An 18,459-nucleotide genomic window follows, 5' to 3' on the forward strand; every position below is an offset into this window, starting at 1 on the left:
TCAATAGTCGGGTTCAGGCATTGAAACAGTGTGCCAGCCGATCACGAAACTGGCTATCGGCGAGCGACCAGATACAAGCCGACTGCCACCATGATTCCCGCCGGCCAATGCCCCAATTCGTGCAGCGGGCCACCGATGGCGAGGATCACCCCGCCCGCCAGATGCGCGCAACCGAGCAGGCGCAGGAACCAGTCGTCCTTGCGTTTGTGCCACGGTGGCGGCGGGTCATAGGCGTGCGGTTGCGACATGCGTTCGAGCAGATCACGAGCCATGTTGGCCAGGTGCGGCAGTTGTTCGAACTGGCTCTGCACGTTGCCCAGCAAGGCTTTCGGGCTGACGCGCTCGCGCATCCAGCGTTCGAGGAATGGCTGCGCGGTGTTCCACAAATCCAGATCCGGATACAACTGGCGGCCGAGGCCTTCGATGTTCAGCAAGGTTTTTTGCAACAGCACAAGTTGCGGCTGCACTTCCATGTTGAAGCGCCGTGCGGTCTGGAACAGGCGCATCAGCACCTGGCCAAATGAAATATCTTTTAACGGTTTTTCGAAGATCGGTTCGCACACGGTGCGGATTGCCGCTTCGAATTCGTTGAGTTTGGTTTCCGCCGGCACCCAGCCCGAGTCGATGTGCAGTTGCGCCACACGACGGTAGTCACGCTTGAAGAAGGCGAACAGGTTGCGCGCCAGATAATCCTGATCTTCCGGGGTCAGGCTGCCGACGATGCCGCAGTCGATCGCGATGTACTGCGGGCTCCACGGATTGACGGTGCTGACGAAAATGTTGCCCGGGTGCATGTCGGCGTGGAAGAAACTGTCGCGGAACACTTGGGTGAAGAAGATCTCCACACCGCGTTCGGCAAGCATTTTCATGTCGGTGCGCTGATCGGCGAGGGTCGCCAGATCGGTGACCTGAATGCCGTAGATGCGCTCCATCACCAGCACTTTCGGCCGGCACCAGTCCCAATAGACTTGCGGCACATACAGCAGCGGCGAACCTTCGAAGTTACGCTTCAACTGGCTGGCGTTGGCCGCCTCGCGCAGCAGATCGAGCTCGTCGTAGATGGTTTTTTCGTAGTCCTGCACCACGTCGACCGGGTGCAGCAGACGCGCGTCGGCCGAGAGCTTTTCGGCGGCGCGGGCAAGAATGAACAGCCACGCCAGATCCTGCGCGATGATCGGCTTCAGGCCCGGCCGGATCACCTTGACCACGACTTCTTCGCCGGTTTTCAGCTGCGCGGCATGCACCTGCGCCACCGATGCCGAGGCCAGTGGTTCAACATCGAAGCGGCTGAACACGTCGCTGATTTTCTTGCCCAGCTGTTCTTCGATCAGCTTGATCGACAGCTGCGAATCGAACGGCGGCACGCGGTCCTGCAACAGCATCAGCTCATCGGCGATGTCTTCCGGCAGCAGGTCGCGGCGGGTCGAGAGAATCTGTCCGAACTTGATGAAAATCGGCCCGAGATCCTGCAACGCCAGGCGCAGACGCGCGCCCCGGTTCAGCTCCAGCGGCTTGCGCGGGAACCAGCGCCACGGCAGCACATAGCGCAGCGCCAGGAGAAACCAGGGCAGCGGCAGATCGAACAGCAGGTCATCGAGGCGGTAGCGGATCACGACAGACTGGATGCGCAGCAGACGGCGGACGGCGAGCAGCTTCATGCGTTATCGCTTGGGTCGAGGGATCGGGAAAGGCGCTCGAAACGCGCCTCGAGACGTTCCAGATCAAGTTTGATCCGGTCCAGTTCGCTGAACCGTGCTTCGGCTTCGCGCTGCCCGACGAGGGTGCGCGATTCTTCGGCGAGGTATTCGGCGAGATTCTGGTTGAGGCTGGCAAATCCTTGTTGATACCAGCGCGCGCGGCTGCGCAGATGGCCGCCGACCAGTTGCGTGGCGACCGGGCCGAGCCAGCGCGAGAGTTCGTACTCCCAGTCCAGCTCAAGATCCTGCAGCACACCGGCCAGCTCCAGCAGCACGCCGCTGTCGCCATCGAGCTCGACTTCCGGGGCGTGCAACACCGCGGTCTTGTCTTTGCTCACGGCCAGTTTGATCAGGCTCGAGGCCGGGGCGCGCAGGGTGCAGTCGACAGCGGTTTCCCAGTGCGAGGCCAGCATCAAACCTTCGTCGCTCGGCAGGATGAACAGTTGCAGCGCCGGGCTGCGGCAGTCGACGGCAATCACCTTGCCGGTCAAATGCGCCAGCCGCGGCAGCGCCGTGCTGTCGAGACGCAGCACCCGGTTGAGGCCGAGTTCAACGCTGGCGAGCAGCCCGGTGAGCAACATCAGGGCTTGATGCCACGGTGCAGGGCGACGATGCCTGCGGTCATGTTGTGATAGGTCACGCGGTCGAAACCGGCGTCGACCATCATCGACTTCAGGGTTTCCTGATTCGGGTGCATGCGGATCGATTCGGCCAGGTAGCGATAGCTTTCCGAGTCATTGGTGATCAGCTTGCCCATCAGCGGCATGAAGGCGAACGAGTAAGCGTCGTAGGCTTTCGACATCAGCGCGTTGGTTGGCTTGGAGAACTCCAGCACCAACAGACGACCGCCGGGCTTGAGCACGCGCAGCATCGAGCGCAGGGCGTCTTCTTTGTGTGTCACGTTGCGCAGGCCGAAGGCGATGGTCACGCAATCGAAATGATTGTCCGGGAACGGCAGTTTTTCCGCGTCCGCCTGAACGAATTCGACGTTGCCGGCGACACCCAGATCGAGCAGACGATCACGGCCGACCTTGAGCATCGACTCGTTGATGTCGGCCAACACCACCTGACCGGTCGGGCCGACCAGGTGCGAGAATTTTTTGGTCAGGTCACCGGTACCGCCGGCGATGTCGAGCACGCGGTTACCGCTGCGCACGCCCGACAGTTCGATCGCGAAACGCTTCCACAGACGGTGCATGCCGCCCGACAGAAGGTCGTTCATCAGGTCGTACTTGGCGGCTACCGAGTGGAAAACCTCAGCGACTTTTTCCGCTTTCTGGCTTTCCGGAACGTTTTTGAAGCCGAAGTGAGTGGTGGGTTCGGCATCGCTGCCTTTGCGCTGATCAGTCATATCGCTGTCACCAAAAGAGAATGCGCGACATTCTAATCCCCAAGCCATGCTTTGTCTTGGAATGGCTAAAGGTAAGATGGGCAACCTTCGGGACGATTTGCCGCAGCGGCGGTCAAGATTTACCGACACATCTTTTTCGCCCCATTCAAAAAGCAGGAGTCAATCAATGGCCAAAATCACTGTTGAGCGTGCCCACAACCTGGGCAAGGAAGCCGCCCGCGAGAAGGCCGACAAGCTGGCGCAAAAACTCTCCGAACAATATGGCCTGGAGCCGCAATGGTCGGGTGACACCCTGAACCTCAAGCGCTCGGGCGTGAAAGGCGCGGTGCATGTGGCGGACGATTCGATCAAGGTCGACGTGGAACTGGGCATCATGATGTCGGCCATGAGCGGCATGATCAAAGCCGAGATCGAGAAGGCCCTCGACAAAGCGCTGGTCTGATCGCGATTTTTCGGTAACCCGAGATCCCCTGTGGGAGCGAGCCTGCTCGCGAAAGCGGTGCGTCAGTCGACTCGAATATTGACTGATACACCGTTTTCGCGAGCAGGCTCGCTCCCACATTTTTTTTGTGGTGCTCCCTCTGTTTATGTCAGTTGTTAGGGTGCCGTTTCTAATTTTTCTGCCTACTTTGTGCCAGAGCCCGACACTTTCCCGGGCAGTTCCTCAAACCTTCTGCGCGTGAGGTGCACCATGGCCAAAGTAATTTTGAAGAAAAAAATCGACGCTTCGACTTCTGCTCTGAGCGACGTCAAATCCTATGCCCGCAAGATCTGGCTGGCAGGCCTGGGTGCCTACGCCAAGGTCGGCCAAGAGGGTAGCGACTACTTTCAAGAGTTGGTCAAGGCTGGTCAAAGTGTTGAAAAGAAAGGCAAAAAAGCCGTCACCGAAAAACTCGAAGCGGCCAACGCCGAGATCGATGAAGCCAAGAGCGAAGTGAGTTCTTTCAAAGGTCGCGTCGAAGTTCAGCTCGACAAGGTCGAGAAGGCATTCGACACCCGCGTAGCAAGCGCCTTGAATCGTATCGGCATTCCGTCTAAACATGACGTTGAGACACTCTCTGCTAAGCTCGATGAGCTGACGGCATTGCTCGAACGCGTCGCGCGAAAATCTTAAGGAGAACGGGATGGCTGGTAAAAAGAACACCGATAAAGAAGGCAGCTCGTGGATCGGGAAAGTCGAAGACTACTCCCGCAAAATCTGGCTGGCTGGTTTAGGCGTGTACTCGAAGATCGACACTGACGGCAGCAAGCTCTTCGATACATTGGTCAAAGACGGCGAGAAAGCCGAGAAGCTCACCAAGTCCGCAGTCGGCAAAAAAGTCGATGCCGCCAAGGACTCCGCTTCTTCGGCCAAGTCGCGCATCAGCGGCGTGAAAGATCGCGCACTGGGCAAGTGGGACGAGTTGGAAGGGGCTTTCGACAAGCGCCTGAACAGCGCGATTTCGCGCCTGGGTGTACCGAGCCGCAATGAGGTCAAGGCACTTAACAGCAAGGTCGACACACTGACCAAACAGATCGAGAAGCTCACCGGTCTGAAGGCTCAACCTGTGGCGGCGAAAACCGCTGCGGCAAAACCGGCGGCGAAAACCGCAGCGGCCAAACCAGCGGCAAAATCCGCTGCCAAGCCATTGGCTAAAGCTGCCGCTAAACCTGCGGCAAAAGCAGCGGCCAAGCCTGCAGCCAAAACCGCTGCCGCCAAGCCAGCAGCCAAAGCCGCCGCCAAACCGGTTGCTGCCAAAGCCGCTGCGAAACCGGCAGCAAAACCGGCAGCCAAAACTGCAGCGAAACCAGCCGCCAAGCCAGCAGCGAAAACCGCTGCCGCCAAACCGGCAGTGAAAAAACCGGCCGCGCCGAAAGCCGCAGCGCCGAAGCCAGCAGCACCTGCTGCAGCCAAACCGGCCACCGCGGCCACCCCGGCAGCACCGGTGAGCGCGTCGAACTCCGCCGCCGCACCGGCTCCAGTGGCTACCCCGACTGCTGCATCGACGCCGTCGACGCCAACCAGTCAGTCCTGATTCATCAGGGCAAAACAAAACGCCCGGCCTGCGAAGGTCGGGCGTTTTTGTATCTGAATTTCAACAGCCCCTCACCCTAGCCCTCTCCCAGAGGGAGAGGGGACCGACCGAGGTGTCTCACGCTATACGCCGACCTGAAAGACCTTATCGATTATGGATTCGGTAACGCACTGTCAGGTCGGCGTACTTCTACAGCATCCCCCAATCAGTCCCCTCTCCCTCCGGGCGGTCCGACGTTTCGGGAGGGCTAGGGTGAGGGGCTTTTGATTCAGTCGTGATCTTCAAGGTATTGCAGGGCCATCCGCTCCGTGGCGACCTTAACCGGCGGCAGCAAATGCGGCGCTACCAGCATCATGATCTGGTAAACAACCAGCCTGACCTCACCCTCACGATCCAGAATCCGCTGATAATCCAGCGAAAACAGCAACGTCATGGTGATCTGCTCCACCAACTGCCCCAACGCCTGGGTATCACTGACCAACTGCCCCGAAGCCTTCAACCGCGCCAACAGCGACGCCAGTGTGCGCTTCAGCGCATTGAGCAAATGGCGAATCCCCTTCGCCAGTTTCGGCAGCCGCCCGGCCAGGTTCGACAGGTCCTGAAACAAAAACCGATATTGCGCCAACCGCTCGACGATCAAATGCAAAAACAGCCAGTAATCCTCCGGCGCCAATTCCACATCCGGCGGCGGATCGAGCAGCGGCGCCAGTTCATTCTGGAAGCGTTCGAACAACCCGAGAATCAGCGGTTCCTTGCCGTGAAAGTGGTAGTAGAGGTTGCCCGGGCTGATGCCCATTTCGTTGGCCACCTCCATGGTGGAGACGTTCGGCTCGCCCTTTTCGTTGAACAGTTGCAAAGCACATTCGAGAATCCGGTCGCGGGTTTTCATCCAGTCTTCTTAGAAAAGTTCGGTTAAGCGTCAGCGCACACGCACGTAAGTACCGGGCGCGGCCTCCATCGGTGGATAGTTCGGGTTGCCGAGGGTGAACGATGTTTCGTGCTGCGCCCCGGAGCGTTGCTGAATCCATTCCAGCCACTGCGGCCACCAACTTCCGTCAACGTGCTTGCCGTCGTAATACCAGGCGCGCGGGTCGCTGCTCATCTTGCCGTTTTCGACGTAGGCGGCTTTCGGGTTGCTCGGCGGGTTGAGAATGCTCTGCACGTGGCCGCTGTTGGACAGCACGAAACGCCGTTCGCCACCAAGTAGCAGGGTCGAGCGATACACCGCATCCCACGGGGTGATGTGGTCATTCATGCCGGCGACGCTGAAGCTGTCGACAGTGACTTTCTGCAGATCGATGGGCGTGCCGCAAACCTCCAGCCCACCCGGATGGGTCAGCGGGTTGTGCTTGAAGAAGTCCAGCAGGTCACCGTGAAATGCCGCCGGCAGACGGGTGTTGTCGTTGTTCCAGTAGAGGATGTCGAAGGCCGGCGGTTCTTTGCCCAACAGGTAGTTGTTGACGAAGTAGCTCCAGATCAAATCGTTGGGGCGCATCCAGGCGAAGATCCTGGCCATGTCGCGACCGTCGAGCACGCCTTTCTGATAGGAACGGCGCTTGGCGGCTTCGAGGGTTTGTTCGTCGGCGAACAGCGTGGCCGGGGTTTCGATCTGGCTGTCGAGCAGGCTGACCAGATAGGTTGCGCTGGAGACGCGGCGCAGTTGCCGCTTGGCCTGCAAATGGCCTTGCAGGGCGGCGATGGTCAGCCCGCCGGCGCAGGCGCCCATCAGGTTGACCTCGCGGGCGCCGGTGATCGCCCGACAGATGTTCATCGCTTCTTCCACTGCTTCGACGTAGGTCGACAGGCCCCATTCGCGATGGCGCACATCGGGGTTGCGCCAACTGATCATGAAGGTTTGCAGGCCATTCTTCAGCGCGTACTGGACGAAACTGTTGTGCGGGCTCAGGTCGAAAATGTAGTACTTGTTGATTTGCGGCGGCACCACCAGCAGCGGCTTGGCGTACTGCTTTTCGCTCATCGGTCGGTACTGGATCAGCTCAAGCAGATCGTTGCGAAACACCACCGAACCGGTGGTGGTGGCGACGGTCTTGCCGACCTCGAAAGCCTGTTTGGTTACCTGACGTGGCAGGCCGTCGTTGTGCAGCAGGTCATCGAACAAATGGCTGAGGCCGCGCACCAGACTGTGCCCACCGGAGTTGAACAGCTCCTTGACCGCCAGCGGGTTGAGCAGGGTGTTGGACGGCGCCACGGCGTCGTTGAGCAGGGTGAAGGCGAAGTGCGCGCGGGCGCGATCGTCATCGCTCATGCTGCTTTCGTCGATCCAGCTTTTGACCTGCTTCTGCCAAGCCAGATAAGCCTGCAGGCTGCGCCGGTAAAACGGGTTCAGGCTCCACGCCGGATCCGCGAAACGGCTGTCGTTCGGATTGGTCGGGTGCAGGGTTTCGCCGAGCAGCACGCGGCCCAATTGACCGCCGAGTTTCAACGCGTGCTTCGCACTGTGAATCGGATTGCGCAGGCCATGGGCGGCGACGCTTCGCAAGGTCGAGATCAGGTCCCGGCCACGCAGACCGGTGATCGCACTTTGTGCGTTGATGAACACGGCGGGGCTGGGCACTCCGCCCGTCGCTGGTTTGTCGCGCATGACTCAACACTCCTTCGTCTTCAGGCCAAAAACAAACTCACCGAACCAGAACACCATAGACGCTGTTGCGGGTTGCTGCCTGCGCGGCGTCCTGCCGCGCACTCTTTCTTGAAGCACTGCATAAAGCCTGCCGCCGGCGTTAACCGCCGAGCGGTGTCGGATGCGGGTGCATCACTGCACGCTGACGTTCCTCCTGGAGGAATTTCATGATGATCGGCGCCACCGCTTCGGCGCGGGTAATCAGGAACAGATGACCGTCGTCGATGATGTGCAGTTGGGCGTTGGGAATGCGCCAGGCGAGCATGCGCATGTTGATCAGCGGGATCAGCGGATCGTCATCGCCGGCCAGCACCAGCGTTGGCTGATGGATCTTGTGCAGCCAGTGAATGCTGGTCCAGCCGAGGCCGGCGAACAGTTGCCAGTAGTAACCGAGCTTGCCCGCCGAACGCACTTTCGCGGCGTGGCTGGCCGCCAGAGTCGGGTCGCGACGGAACGAGCCGCCGTAGATCAGCGGGGCGATGCGGATCACGTGGGAAGGCTGAATGTAGCGCCGTGGACTGGCCATCATCCACAGCACTTTCGGTTTGCCCGGCACCATCACGGCACCGGCCGCAGTCGCCGCCAGCACCAGTTTCTTGCAGCGCTCGGGGTAGTCGTAGGCGAACTGCTGCGCGAGTGCGCCACCCCACGACACGCCGATGACGTTGACCTGACCGTAGTCGAGGTAATCGAGCATCCGCGCTGTCAGCTTGGCCAGCCCGGGAAAGCGATACGGCCGGTTCGGCGTCGAGGAACCGCCGACACCGGGCACGTCGAAGGCGATCACTTCCAGATCCGGGTCCAGTGCCGCGACAAACGGAAACACCAGCTCCAGGTTGGCGCCGATGCCGTTGAAAATCAGCAAGGGCGTCAAGTGAGGCTTGCCGGGGCGTACCGCCGTGCGGAGGGTCTGGCCATCCAGATCGACGGTACGGAATATGAACGGTTGCGGCATGCTTCAGGCCCTGTGGATTTCAAGTACACCCCGCCCCCTGTGTAAGAGCCGCCGAAGGCTGCGATCTGTTGATCTTGATTTTAAAAACAGAATCAAAAGATCGCAGCCTGCGGCAGCTCCTACATTGGGCCGGGTGTGTCAGTTACCGCTCGTGAACGTAAGTGCCCGGCGATGCTTCACCCGCCGGATACGCCTTGTTGCCCAGTTTCAGCGGGGCCTTTTTCAGGTTGCCCGAGCGCTCGGCCTGCCATGCTTGCCAGTACAGCCACCAGGAGTCGGTGTGCTTGGTCGAGTTCTCTTGCCACTCATCGGCATTGGCCGCCATCTCTTCGCCGGTCATGTAACGCGATTTCGGGTTGCCCGGCGGATTCAGGATGCTCTGGATATGCCCGCTGCTCGACAGCACGAACTCGACTTTGCCACCGAACAACTGCGCCGACTTGTAGCAGGACTTCCACGGGGTGATGTGGTCGTTGGTGCCGGCCAGCGAGAAGATGTCGGCCGTGACCTGCTTGAGGTCGATCGGTGTGCCGCACACTTCCAGTGCATTCGGGCGGATCAGTGGGTTGTTTTTGAACATCTCGATCAGGTCGCCGTGGAACGCGGCGGGCAAGCGGGTGGTGTCGTTGTTCCAGAAGAGGATGTCGAACACCGGCGGTTCATTGCCGAGCAGGTAGTTATTGACCCAGTAGTTCCAGATCAAGTCGTTGGGGCGCATCCACGCGAAGACCTTGGCCATGTCTTTGCCTTCGAGCACGCCGGCCTGGTACGAGTGGCGCTTGGCGGTTTCCAGGGTCTGCTCGTCGACGAACAGGGCGACGTCGCTGTCCAGCGTCGTGTCGAGCACGCTAACCAGCAGGGTGAGGGCATTGACCTTCTTCTCGCCGATCGCCGCGTAGTGGCCGAGCAGGGCGGTGCAGGTGATGCCACCGGAGCAGGCGCCGAGCATGTTCACGTCTTTGCTACCGGTGATCGCGGTGACCACGTCGACCGCTTCTTTCAGCGCGTCGATGTAGGTCGACAGGCCCCATTCGCGCTGGGCCTTGGTCGGGTTGCGCCAGCTGACGATAAACGTCTGCACGTTATTGCGCAGGCAGAAGCGCGCCAGACTCTTGTCCGGGCTCAAATCGAATACGTAGAACTTGTTGATCTGCGGCGGCACCACCAGCAATGGACGCTCGTGGACTTGCTCGGTGATCGGCTTGTACTGGATCAGCTCCAACACGTCGTTGCGGAACACCACCGCGCCTTCGGTCACGCCGAGGCTTTTGCCGACTTCGAACGCGCCCATGTTGACCTGGCTCGGCATGCCGCCGTTGTGTACCAGGTCCTTGGCCAGATGCGAGAGACCGTCGAGCAAACTCTTGCCGCCGGTTTCGAAAAAGCGTTTCACCGCCGCCGGATTGGCCGCAGTGTTGGTCGGGGCCATGGCTTCGGTCATCAGATTGATGACGAAGTGGCCGCGCGCGATGTCTTTGGGTGACAGGCTGCTGTCGTCGATCCAGGCATGGAGTTCCTTACGCCACGCCAGATAAGTTTGCAGATAACGTTTGTAGAGCGGGTTCTGGCTCCACGCAGGATCGGCGAAGCGACGGTCATCGCCAGCCGGTTGCAGTTCGGATTTACCAAACAACACGTTCTTCAGTTCGAGGCCGAAATGAGTGACGTGCCTGACGCTATGGATCGGTTGTCTGATGGCCTGTTTCAGCACCATACGAGCAGAGGCCAGCAGATCCTTTCCGCGTAGCCCAACGACGGGATTAAGCCCCAGGGTATTTTCCGAGGCTTGGTACTTCAGGTCATCGTTATTCTTGTTACTCATCTACGACGCTCCATTGTCCTGAGACGAGTACCCGGTTTTCTGCTGTGCAGTTCCACAGCCAATGCCAGGTACTACTGCTCGGGTGACCGTTAATTCTGCATAGCTGCTTTACAGTCGTAGAGCACTGCAGGGAACTTGCCAGCTCCATTGGTTACCCGAGTTTAATTTTTTTCGCAAGCGGGCCGATCCTCGGCCACACAGCAGAGCATTCAAACAGATGAATTTAGAAAATGCCCTCTAATGAGCGCAAGGCACGGGCTAGAGCATCAGCTTGACGACTGACTCGTTCGGATCGCGGGTCTTGCCCGCCGCTTTGAGCTCGGCCAGATAATCGGCCCAGAGTGCGTCATGACGTCGCCCCAGCTCGTAGAGATAATCCCAAGTGAACAAGCCGCTGTCGTGACCGTCGTCGAAGGTCAGTTTCAGTGCGTAGTGACCAGCCGGTTCCAGCTTGCTCAGACCGACGTTGAGCTTGCCGAATTGCAGGATCGGTTTGCCGTGGCCCTGGACCTCGGCGGAGGGGGAATGCACGCGCAGGAATTCGGCGGGCAGTGTGTATTCTTCGCCGGACGCGTAGGTGAGCGTCAGGGTTTTCGAGGCTTTGTGCAGTTTGATGTCGGTGGGGATCATGAGCAGGTATCCGTCTTGTGCGGAACCTTGTGGGAGCGAGCCTGCTCGCGAAAGCGGTGGTTCAGTCAACACAAGGGTTGAATGTACTGCCGTCTTCGCGAGCAGGCTCGCTCCCACAGTTCCATTACATCTGTAAGTATGGCTTACAGGATATAACGGGACAGGTCTTCGTTCTGCGCCAATTCGCCGAGGTGGCTGTTGACGTATTCGGCGTCGATCAGAATCGGCTGCTCATCGTGCGTGCTGGCCAGATCACCGGCGCTGAACGACACCTCTTCGAGCAGGCGCTCAAGCAGCGTGTGCAGGCGACGGGCACCGATGTTCTCGGTCTTCTCGTTGACCTGCCAGGCGATCTCCGCCAGACGCTTGATGCCTTCCGGCTGGAACTGGATGTTCAGGCCTTCGGTTTTCAGCAGCGCGCAATATTGCTCGGTGAGCGAAGCGTGCGGTTCGCTGAGGATGCGTTCGAAGTCCGACGGGCTCAGGGCCTTGAGTTCGACGCGGATCGGCAGACGACCTTGCAGCTCAGGCACCAGATCGCTCGGCTTGCTCAGGTGAAACGCGCCGGAAGCGATGAACAGGATGTGGTCAGTTTTGACCATGCCCAGTTTGGTGTTGACGGTGCAACCCTCGATCAGCGGCAGCAGGTCGCGCTGTACGCCTTCACGGGAGACATCGGCGCCGCCGACGTTGCCGCGTTTGGCGACTTTGTCGATCTCGTCGATAAATACGATACCGTGCTGTTCAACCGCTTCCAGCGCTTTGGCCTTCAGCTCTTCTTCGTTGACCAGACGCCCGGCTTCTTCGTCGCGTACCAGCTTCAGGGCTTCTTTGACCTTGAGCTTGCGCGCCTTCTTCTTGCCCTTGCCCATGTTGGCGAACAGCGACTGCAACTGGTTGGTCATCTCTTCCATGCCGGGCGGCGTGGCGATTTCGATGCCGGCGACTTCAGCGACTTCGATCTCGATTTCCTTGTCATCCAGCTGACCTTCGCGCAGGCGCTTGCGGAACAGCTGACGGGTGTTGGAGTCGCTGCTCGGCGTTTCTTCATTGCTGAAGCCCATGCGCGCCGGCGGCAGCAGTGCGTCGAGGATGCGATCCTCGGCGGCGTCTTCGGCACGGTGGCGCACACGGGTCATTTCCTGCTCGCGAAGCATCTTGATCGCCGCGTCGGCCAGATCACGGATGATCGATTCGACGTCACGGCCAACATAGCCGACTTCGGTGAACTTGGTCGCTTCGACCTTGATGAACGGCGCGTTGGCCAGTTTCGCCAGGCGACGGGCGATCTCGGTTTTACCGACACCGGTCGGGCCGATCATCAGGATGTTCTTCGGGGTCACTTCAACACGCAGCTCTTCAGGCAGCTGCATGCGGCGCCAGCGGTTGCGCAGGGCAATCGCGACGGCGCGCTTGGCATCGTCCTGGCCGATGATATGGCGGTTAAGTTCGTGGACGATTTCGCGGGGAGTCATGGACATAATAATTGACGGTCCTCAAGCAGAAACAAGCCGTGGCACAGGGCCGCGTCAGGCTTATTCAGCGAGATCCTGCTCCTCAATGGTCTGGGTGTGGTTGGTGAATACACAAATGTCGCCAGCGATGCCGAGGGCGGTTTCGACGATTTCGCGGGCCGACAGGTCGGTCTTTTTCAGCAGAGCGCTGGCGGCGGCTTGCGCATAGGCGCCACCGGAACCCATGGCGATCAGGCCGTCTTCGGGTTCGACCACGTCACCGTTGCCGGTGATGATCAGCGAAGCGTCTTTGTTGGCAACCGCGAGCATGGCTTCGAGGCGGCTCAGGGAGCGGTCAGTGCGCCATTCTTTGGCGAGTTCGACAGCGGCGCGCACCAGGTGGCCCTGATGTTTTTCAAGCTGGCCTTCGAAACGTTCGAAGAGGGTAAAGGCGTCGGCGGTGGCACCGGCAAAACCGGCGATGACCTGACCGTGGTACAGGCGACGGACTTTTTTCGCGTTGCCTTTCATCACGGTATTGCCGAGAGAAACCTGGCCGTCGCCGCCCATGACGACTTTGCCGTGACGGCGGACTGAAACGATGGTGGTCAAGGGAAGAGTCTCCACACAGCGGGGCGAAAGTGCCTTATGCCCATTCATATGGGGGTGCTGGAGAGGATTTCAACCGGGGAGGGTGCGGAGGGACGAACGGCGCAGGGCAGATCAGAATTATCTTGTGCTGGTTATGACGCCTTCGCGAGCAGGCTCGCTCCCACAGGGACAGCGCATATCCTGTGGGAGCGAGCCTGCTCGCGAATGAACGATGACGCGGTACTACTGGTGGAATCAGCGGCTCTGGCGTTGTTGTAACAACAGGTTGCTGAAGCCGGCACCGGCCAGCTGTTTCTGCGCAGTGGTCAGCTGTTCACGGTTGCTGAACGGACCAACCAAAACGCGATACCAGGTTTCGTCCTTTACTGTGCCGGACTCAACCGCCACCGCTTGACCGAGCAGAATGATCTGCGCACGGACCTTGTCGGCATCGGTTTCCTTGCGGAACGAACCGGCCTGCAAGAAGAACTTGGTTACTGGCGCCGCTTTGCTCACCGGTGGCGCTGGCGGCGGAGTAATCCCGGCCAGTGCGGCCTGTGCGCGCGCGGTGTCGATCTTCGCCGCTTCCGCCGGTGTCACTGGCGTGGTCGGAATGGCCGGCACTTGTGGCGTCGGCAAGGTCTTCTCCGGCACGGCGTCCGGCGGCACGATCACTTCCGATTCCGGCAGCAGGGTGTAGAAGTCGTACTTCGGCTTCACCGGTTGCGTCGGGCTCGGCGGGGTCTTGTTGGCCTCGGCGATCTTCGACGCTTTCTGCTGTTGTGCCTGTTCGACCTTCTCGCGCTTGACCGTATCGCTGCCCTTGCCCGGCTCGAGCTTCATCAGGAACACGATGAACGCGCCGACCGTGAGGCCGATGGCCATCCACAGCCAACCCGGGATCGGTTGCTTCGCAGGAGCTTGGTAACGGCTGGCGCCACGCTTGGGTGCAGGTTTTTTCTTGGCAGCCAACTTACATACGCTCCAGAGTTTCCAGACCCAACAGCTCCAGGCCTTGCTTGAGGGTGCGACCGGTCAGCGCGGCCAGGCGCAGACGGCTCTGCATCTGGGCCGGGGTCTCGGCGGCGAGGATCGGGCAGTTCTCGTAGAAGCTGGAGAACAGACCGGCAACGTCGTACAGGTAAGTGCAGAGAATGTGCGGCGTGCCTTTCTCGGACACGTTGTTCAGCACTTCGCCGAACTGCGCCAGCTTCGCCGCCAGCTCTTGTTCGTGCGCCGCTTCGAGGACGATCTGGCCATCGACTTCGCTGAAGTCCTTGCCCAGTTTGCGGAATACACCGGCCACACGGGTGTAGGCATACAGCAGGTACGGCGCGGTGTTGCCTTCGAAGTTCAGCATCAGGTCGAAGTTGAAGCTGTAGTCGCTGGTGCGGTGCTTCGACAGGTCGGCGTATTTCACTGCGCCGATGCCGACGACTTTGGCGATGTTGCGCAGTTCGTCTTCGGCCAGCTCCGGGTTCTTCTCTTTGACCAGGCTGTAGGCGCGTTCCTGCGCTTCGGTCAGCAGATCGATCAGCTTCACGGTGCCGCCGTCACGGGTCTTGAACGGACGGCCATCGGCACCGTTCATGGTGCCGAAGCCCATGTGTTCCATTTCCATCGGATGGGTGACAAACCCAGCCTTGCGCGCCACGGCGAACACTTGCTGGAAGTGCAGGGCCTGACGCTGATCGACAAAGTACAGCGCGCGATCGGCTTTCAGCTTGCCGCTGCGGTAGCGTACGGCTGCCAGGTCAGTGGTGGCATAGAGGTAGCCGCCGTCAGCCTTGACGATGATTACCGGCAGCGGGTCGCCGTCGGCGTTCTTGAACTCGTCGAGGAACACGCACTGCGCGCCGTTGCTTTCGACCAGCATGCCAGCGGCTTTCAGGTCGTTGACTACGTTGATCAGGTCGTCGTTGTAGGCGCTTTCGCCCATTACGTCAGCCATGGTCAGTTTGACGTTGAGCAGTTCGTAGATCTTCTGGCAGTGCGACAGCGAGATGTCCTTGAACTTGGTCCACAGCGCCAGGCACTCGGCGTCGCCGGCCTGCAGCTTGACCACCAGACCACGGGCGCGGTCGGCGAATTCTGCGGACTCGTCGAAGCGCTGCTTGGCGGCGCGGTAGAAGTTTTCCAGGTCAGACAGCTCGTCGCTGGTGATCGGGTTTTCCTGCAAATAAGCCATCAGCATGCCGAACTGGGTGCCCCAGTCGCCAACGTGGTTCTGACGGATCACTTCATCGCCGAGGAATTCGAGTACGCGGGCCACGCCGTCGCCGATGATGGTCGAGCGCAAGTGGCCGACGTGCATCTCTTTGGCCAGGTTCGGTGCCGACAAATCGACCACGGTGCGCTGTACAGGACCAGCCTTGCGCACGCCAATGCGCTCGTCAGCCAAAGCGGCTTCGAGGCGATTGGCCAGCGCCTGAGTGTTCTGGAAGAAATTGATGAAGCCCGGGCCAGCGATTTCGGCTTTGGTGACGTTCTCGTCAGCCGGCAGTGCGGCGATGATTTTTTCCGCCAGATCCCGCGGTTTCATGCCCGCAGGCTTGGCCAGCATCATCGCGATGTTGCTGGCGAAGTCGCCGTGGGTCTTGTCACGGGCGTTCTCCACCTGAATCGCCGGCGACAGGCCTTCAGGCAACACACCTTCGTTGACGAGTTGGGTGAGGGCTTGTTGGATCAGCTGGCGAATGGTGTCTTTCATGGTCTTCTCTTTCGACCGCAAGCGCGGCGGGCGCATCGATGCGCGGGTGGAAAAACTGGGCATTATCCGTTGCGAAGACGGGCTTGCCAACCTTAGCAGGCAGCTTATGGATATGTGGTGACATTAAAGGCAAAAGATCGCAGCCTGCGGCAACTCCTACAGGTAAACGCGATTAACTCTGTAGGAACTGCAGGCTGCGATCTTTTGATCTTCAATACAAATCGACGGGATCGACATCCAGCGACCAGCGCACCGCCCGCCCGCTCGGCATCTGCTCCAGCACCAGCAACCAACTCGCCAGCAACCGATGCAGCGGCGCCCGCGCCGTTGCCTGCAACAAAAGTTGCGCGCGATAGCGTCCGGCGCGGCGTTCCATCGGCGCTGGCACTGGCCCGAGCAATTCAATCCCGTTCAGATTCTGTTCTGCCAACAAGCGCTCGGCCTCGCTGCACGCCTCATCGAGAAAGCCTTCCGCCTGTCCCGGCTTGTGCGCTTCGGCACGCAACAACGCCAGGTGCGCAAACGGCGGTAACCCGGCAGCCCGGCGCTCGCTCAAGGCCTGCTCAGCAAAGGCGAAATAGCCTTGTTCGGTGAGTTGCACCAATAAAGGATGGTCGGCGAGGTGCGTCTGAATGATCACCTTACCCGGCTCTTCCGCTCGCCCGGCACGCCCGGCCACCTGCACGATCAACTGCGCCATGCGCTCGCTGGCGCGGAAGTCACCGGAGAACAAGCCGCCGTCAGCATCGAGGATCGACACCAGTGTCACCCTTGGAAAATGGTGCCCCTTGGCCAACATCTGCGTGCCGACCAGAATGCACGGCTGACCCTTCTGAATCGTCGCGAACAACTGATTCATCGCGTCCTTGCGTGACGTGCTGTCGCGATCGACCCGTAGCACCGGGTAATCAGGGAACAGAATCGCCAGGCGTTCTTCTGCGCGTTCGGTGCCCGCGCCCACGGGGCGCAAATCGACCTTGTTGCACTTCGGACACTGGCGCGGCGTGCGTTCGACGTAGCCACAGTGGTGGCAACGCAGTTCACCGTAACGCTGGTGCACAGTCATCCGCGCATCGCAGCGCGAACACTCGGACATCCAGCCGCAGTCGTGGCAGAGCAACGTCGGTGCGAAACCGCGACGGTTGAGGAACACCAGCACCTGTTGGCCATTGGCGAGGGTCTGGCCGATGGCTTGTTGCATCGGCCCGGAAATACCGCTGTCCAGTGGACGGCTTTTTACGTCCAGACGCAGGAAACGTGGTTGCTTGGCACCGCCGGCACGCTCATTAAGGCGTAGGAGGCCATAACGACCTGTGTAGGCGTTGTGCAGGCTTTCCAGCGAGGGCGTCGCGGAGCCCAGCACGATCGGGATGTTTTCCTGCCGTGCACGCACCAGCGCCAGATCGCGAGCGTGGTAACGCAGGCCTTCCTGCTGTTTATAAGAACCGTCGTGCTCTTCATCAATGATGATCAGTCCGGGGTTTTTCATCGGCGTGAACAGCGCCGAGCGGGTACCGATAATGATGTCGGCCTCGCCATCGCGCGCTGCGAGCCAGGCATCGAGGCGCTCGCGGTCATTAACCGCCGAGTGCAGCAGGGCGATGCGCGCATTGAAACGCTGCTCGAAGCGCGCCAGGGTCTGCGGGCCGAGGTTGATCTCCGGGATCAGTACCAAGGCCTGCTTGCCGGCTTCGAGGGTTTCACGGATCAGCTGCAAATAGACTTCGGTCTTGCCGCTGCCGGTGACGCCGGCCAGCAGGAACGCGTGATAACTGTCGAAACCGGCGCGGATCGCCTCGTACGCGGCGCGTTGTTCGGTGTTGAGCGGTAATTCCGGTTGCGCCAGCCAATGTTCGTGGCGCGCGCCTGGGGCATGGCGGCGGATTTCCACTTGCACCAGGCCTTTGGCCAGCAGCAGATCGAGACTGTCTTTGCTCAATATCAGTTTGCTCAGCAACTGATGGGCGACGCCGTGCGGATGCTGAGCCAGAGTTGCCAGTGCCTCACGCTGGCGCGGTGCGCGGGCGATGCGCGGGTCATCAAGGCTGGCGCCGGGGACGGCTGACCAGAAGCGCTCTTGCCGAGCCTCGGCCAGTTCGCCCTGACGCAGCAGCACCGGCAACGCCCAGCTCAAGGTGTCGCCGAGGCTGTGCTGATAATACTGCGACGTCCACAGGCATAACTTGAACAGCGCTGGTGGCAGCGGCGGGGTGGCATCGAGCAGGGCCAGCGCCGGTTTGAGTTTCTCCACGGGTACTTCGCTGGTGTCGGTGACCTCGACCAGAATCCCGATCATCTCCCGCCGACCGAACGGCACCCGCAGGCGCATGCCCGGCTGCAATTGTTCACGCAGCACGCCGGCCGGGGCTCGATAGTCGAACAGGCGGCGCAAGGGTGAAGGCAGGGCGAGGCGCAGAATGGCGTCGGGCACGCGGGGGGATCTCTTTAAACGCAAGGGAAGGGCTGAGCGCAGATCAATTGTGGGAGCGAGCTTGCTCGCGAAGGCGGTGTATCAGGCGCTTGAACATTGACTGACACAACGCATTCGCGAGCAAGCTCGCTCCCACAGGGGAATGCGTTCAAGGCCGGGAGC

17 protein-coding genes are annotated in these 18,459 nt (G+C 60.3%); 4 read left to right on the forward strand and 13 right to left on the reverse strand.

From position 1 onward, the window contains the following. Positions 1-53: 53 nt before the first annotated feature. From ubiB to ubiE, 3 genes are read right to left on the reverse strand one after another with little or no spacing between them, the layout of a single operon-like run. Positions 54-1,658 (reverse strand): ubiquinone biosynthesis regulatory protein kinase UbiB, encoded by a 1,605-nt coding sequence (ubiB, locus tag F8N44_RS08550; RefSeq protein ID WP_150650008.1) that lies wholly within the window; start codon positions 1,656-1,658, stop codon positions 54-56. Continuing rightward, positions 1,655-2,278, reverse strand: a complete 624-nt coding sequence (locus tag F8N44_RS08555; protein ID WP_034152973.1) for an SCP2 domain-containing protein — start codon at positions 2,276-2,278, stop codon at positions 1,655-1,657. Before F8N44_RS08555 ends, ubiB begins: the two co-directional genes overlap by 4 nt. Continuing rightward, positions 2,278-3,048, reverse strand: coding sequence for a bifunctional demethylmenaquinone methyltransferase/2-methoxy-6-polyprenyl-1,4-benzoquinol methylase UbiE (gene ubiE, locus F8N44_RS08560; RefSeq protein WP_008080626.1), 771 nt, complete (start codon positions 3,046-3,048; stop codon positions 2,278-2,280). Before ubiE ends, F8N44_RS08555 begins: the two co-directional genes overlap by 1 nt. Before the next feature lie 166 nt (positions 3,049-3,214). Between ubiE and F8N44_RS08565 the strand changes: the two genes are divergently transcribed. The 3 genes from F8N44_RS08565 to F8N44_RS08575 all read left to right on the forward strand — a co-directional run bounded on the left by F8N44_RS08565 (position 3,215) and on the right by F8N44_RS08575 (position 5,063). Continuing rightward, on the forward strand, positions 3,215-3,490 hold the full coding sequence (locus F8N44_RS08565) for a polyhydroxyalkanoic acid system family protein (protein ID WP_077570393.1): 276 nt from the start codon (positions 3,215-3,217) through the stop codon (positions 3,488-3,490). Between the two features lie 249 nt (positions 3,491-3,739). After that, complete coding sequence (locus tag F8N44_RS08570) at positions 3,740-4,162, forward strand: phasin family protein (protein WP_150650009.1); 423 nt, start codon at positions 3,740-3,742, stop codon at positions 4,160-4,162. Positions 4,163-4,172: 10 nt separating this feature from the next. Next, entirely contained in the window at positions 4,173-5,063 is an 891-nt protein-coding gene (locus tag F8N44_RS08575) for a phasin family protein (protein ID WP_150650010.1), read from the forward strand. Between the two features lie 268 nt (positions 5,064-5,331). Here F8N44_RS08575 and F8N44_RS08580 read toward each other — a convergent pair whose 3' ends face one another. From F8N44_RS08580 to argS, 9 genes are all read right to left on the reverse strand, one after another. Further along, complete coding sequence (locus F8N44_RS08580; RefSeq protein ID WP_150650011.1) at positions 5,332-5,952, reverse strand: TetR/AcrR family transcriptional regulator; 621 nt, start codon at positions 5,950-5,952, stop codon at positions 5,332-5,334. A 30-nt stretch (positions 5,953-5,982) separates the two neighbouring features. Then, entirely contained in the window at positions 5,983-7,665 is a 1,683-nt protein-coding gene (gene phaC / locus F8N44_RS08585; RefSeq protein ID WP_150650012.1) for a class II poly(R)-hydroxyalkanoic acid synthase, read from the reverse strand. 139 nt (positions 7,666-7,804) lie between these two features. Continuing rightward, positions 7,805-8,659 carry a poly(3-hydroxyalkanoate) depolymerase gene (phaZ, locus tag F8N44_RS08590; protein ID WP_007909378.1) on the reverse strand — a complete coding sequence of 285 codons (855 nt, stop codon included), beginning with the start codon at positions 8,657-8,659 and terminating at the stop codon, positions 7,805-7,807. Between the two features lie 142 nt (positions 8,660-8,801). Next, positions 8,802-10,481: a class II poly(R)-hydroxyalkanoic acid synthase gene (gene phaC, locus F8N44_RS08595; protein ID WP_007909380.1), complete on the reverse strand. Its 1,680-nt coding sequence runs from the start codon at positions 10,479-10,481 to the stop codon at positions 8,802-8,804. 258 nt (positions 10,482-10,739) lie between these two features. Beyond that, positions 10,740-11,111: a gamma-butyrobetaine hydroxylase-like domain-containing protein gene (locus F8N44_RS08600; protein WP_161986582.1), complete on the reverse strand. Its 372-nt coding sequence runs from the start codon at positions 11,109-11,111 to the stop codon at positions 10,740-10,742. A gap of 143 nt (positions 11,112-11,254) precedes the next feature. After that, entirely contained in the window at positions 11,255-12,592 is a 1,338-nt protein-coding gene (gene hslU, locus F8N44_RS08605) for an ATP-dependent protease ATPase subunit HslU (protein WP_077570407.1), read from the reverse strand. 54 nt (positions 12,593-12,646) lie between these two features. Further along, complete coding sequence (gene hslV / locus F8N44_RS08610) at positions 12,647-13,177, reverse strand: ATP-dependent protease subunit HslV (protein ID WP_003186641.1); 531 nt, start codon at positions 13,175-13,177, stop codon at positions 12,647-12,649. 234 nt (positions 13,178-13,411) lie between these two features. After that, positions 13,412-14,128 carry an SPOR domain-containing protein gene (locus F8N44_RS08615; RefSeq protein ID WP_007909385.1) on the reverse strand — a complete coding sequence of 239 codons (717 nt, stop codon included), beginning with the start codon at positions 14,126-14,128 and terminating at the stop codon, positions 13,412-13,414. A gap of 1 nt (position 14,129) precedes the next feature. Next, positions 14,130-15,866: an arginine--tRNA ligase gene (argS, locus tag F8N44_RS08620; RefSeq protein WP_150650013.1), complete on the reverse strand. Its 1,737-nt coding sequence runs from the start codon at positions 15,864-15,866 to the stop codon at positions 14,130-14,132. Here argS and F8N44_RS32035 point away from each other — a divergent pair. Then, positions 15,865-15,987: a hypothetical protein gene (locus tag F8N44_RS32035; RefSeq protein ID WP_256579857.1), complete on the forward strand. Its 123-nt coding sequence runs from the start codon at positions 15,865-15,867 to the stop codon at positions 15,985-15,987. The genes argS and F8N44_RS32035 overlap by 2 nt on opposite strands. A gap of 90 nt (positions 15,988-16,077) precedes the next feature. On the opposite strand, the gene F8N44_RS08625 is transcribed toward F8N44_RS32035, so the two are convergent. Next, positions 16,078-18,297 carry a primosomal protein N' gene (locus F8N44_RS08625; protein ID WP_150650014.1) on the reverse strand — a complete coding sequence of 740 codons (2,220 nt, stop codon included), beginning with the start codon at positions 18,295-18,297 and terminating at the stop codon, positions 16,078-16,080. Positions 18,298-18,459 lie beyond the last annotated feature (162 nt).

Source organism: Pseudomonas fluorescens, assembly GCF_902497745.1.
GTDB lineage: Bacteria > Pseudomonadota > Gammaproteobacteria > Pseudomonadales > Pseudomonadaceae > Aquipseudomonas > Aquipseudomonas fluorescens_BM.

Bases quoted from the DNA above. Each gene is read 5' to 3' on its own strand.
- F8N44_RS32035 (WP_256579857.1), top strand. From the start codon at position 15,865: ATGGTCTTCTCTTTCGACCGCAAGCGCGGCGGGCGCATCGATGCGCGG.
- F8N44_RS08600 (WP_161986582.1), bottom strand. From the start codon at position 11,111: ATGATCCCCACCGACATCAAACTGCACAAAGCCTCGAAAACCCTGACG.
- phaC (WP_150650012.1), bottom strand. From the start codon at position 7,665: ATGCGCGACAAACCAGCGACGGGCGGAGTGCCCAGCCCCGCCGTGTTC.
- phaZ (WP_007909378.1), bottom strand. From the start codon at position 8,659: ATGCCGCAACCGTTCATATTCCGTACCGTCGATCTGGATGGCCAGACC.
- F8N44_RS08565 (WP_077570393.1), top strand. From the start codon at position 3,215: ATGGCCAAAATCACTGTTGAGCGTGCCCACAACCTGGGCAAGGAAGCC.
- F8N44_RS08555 (WP_034152973.1), bottom strand. From the start codon at position 2,278: ATGTTGCTCACCGGGCTGCTCGCCAGCGTTGAACTCGGCCTCAACCGG.
- ubiB (WP_150650008.1), bottom strand. From the start codon at position 1,658: ATGAAGCTGCTCGCCGTCCGCCGTCTGCTGCGCATCCAGTCTGTCGTG.
- phaC (WP_007909380.1), bottom strand. From the start codon at position 10,481: ATGAGTAACAAGAATAACGATGACCTGAAGTACCAAGCCTCGGAAAAT.
- argS (WP_150650013.1), bottom strand. From the start codon at position 15,866: ATGAAAGACACCATTCGCCAGCTGATCCAACAAGCCCTCACCCAACTC.
- F8N44_RS08580 (WP_150650011.1), bottom strand. From the start codon at position 5,952: ATGAAAACCCGCGACCGGATTCTCGAATGTGCTTTGCAACTGTTCAAC.
- ubiE (WP_008080626.1), bottom strand. From the start codon at position 3,048: ATGACTGATCAGCGCAAAGGCAGCGATGCCGAACCCACCACTCACTTC.
- hslU (WP_077570407.1), bottom strand. From the start codon at position 12,592: ATGTCCATGACTCCCCGCGAAATCGTCCACGAACTTAACCGCCATATC.
- F8N44_RS08575 (WP_150650010.1), top strand. From the start codon at position 4,173: ATGGCTGGTAAAAAGAACACCGATAAAGAAGGCAGCTCGTGGATCGGG.
- F8N44_RS08570 (WP_150650009.1), top strand. From the start codon at position 3,740: ATGGCCAAAGTAATTTTGAAGAAAAAAATCGACGCTTCGACTTCTGCT.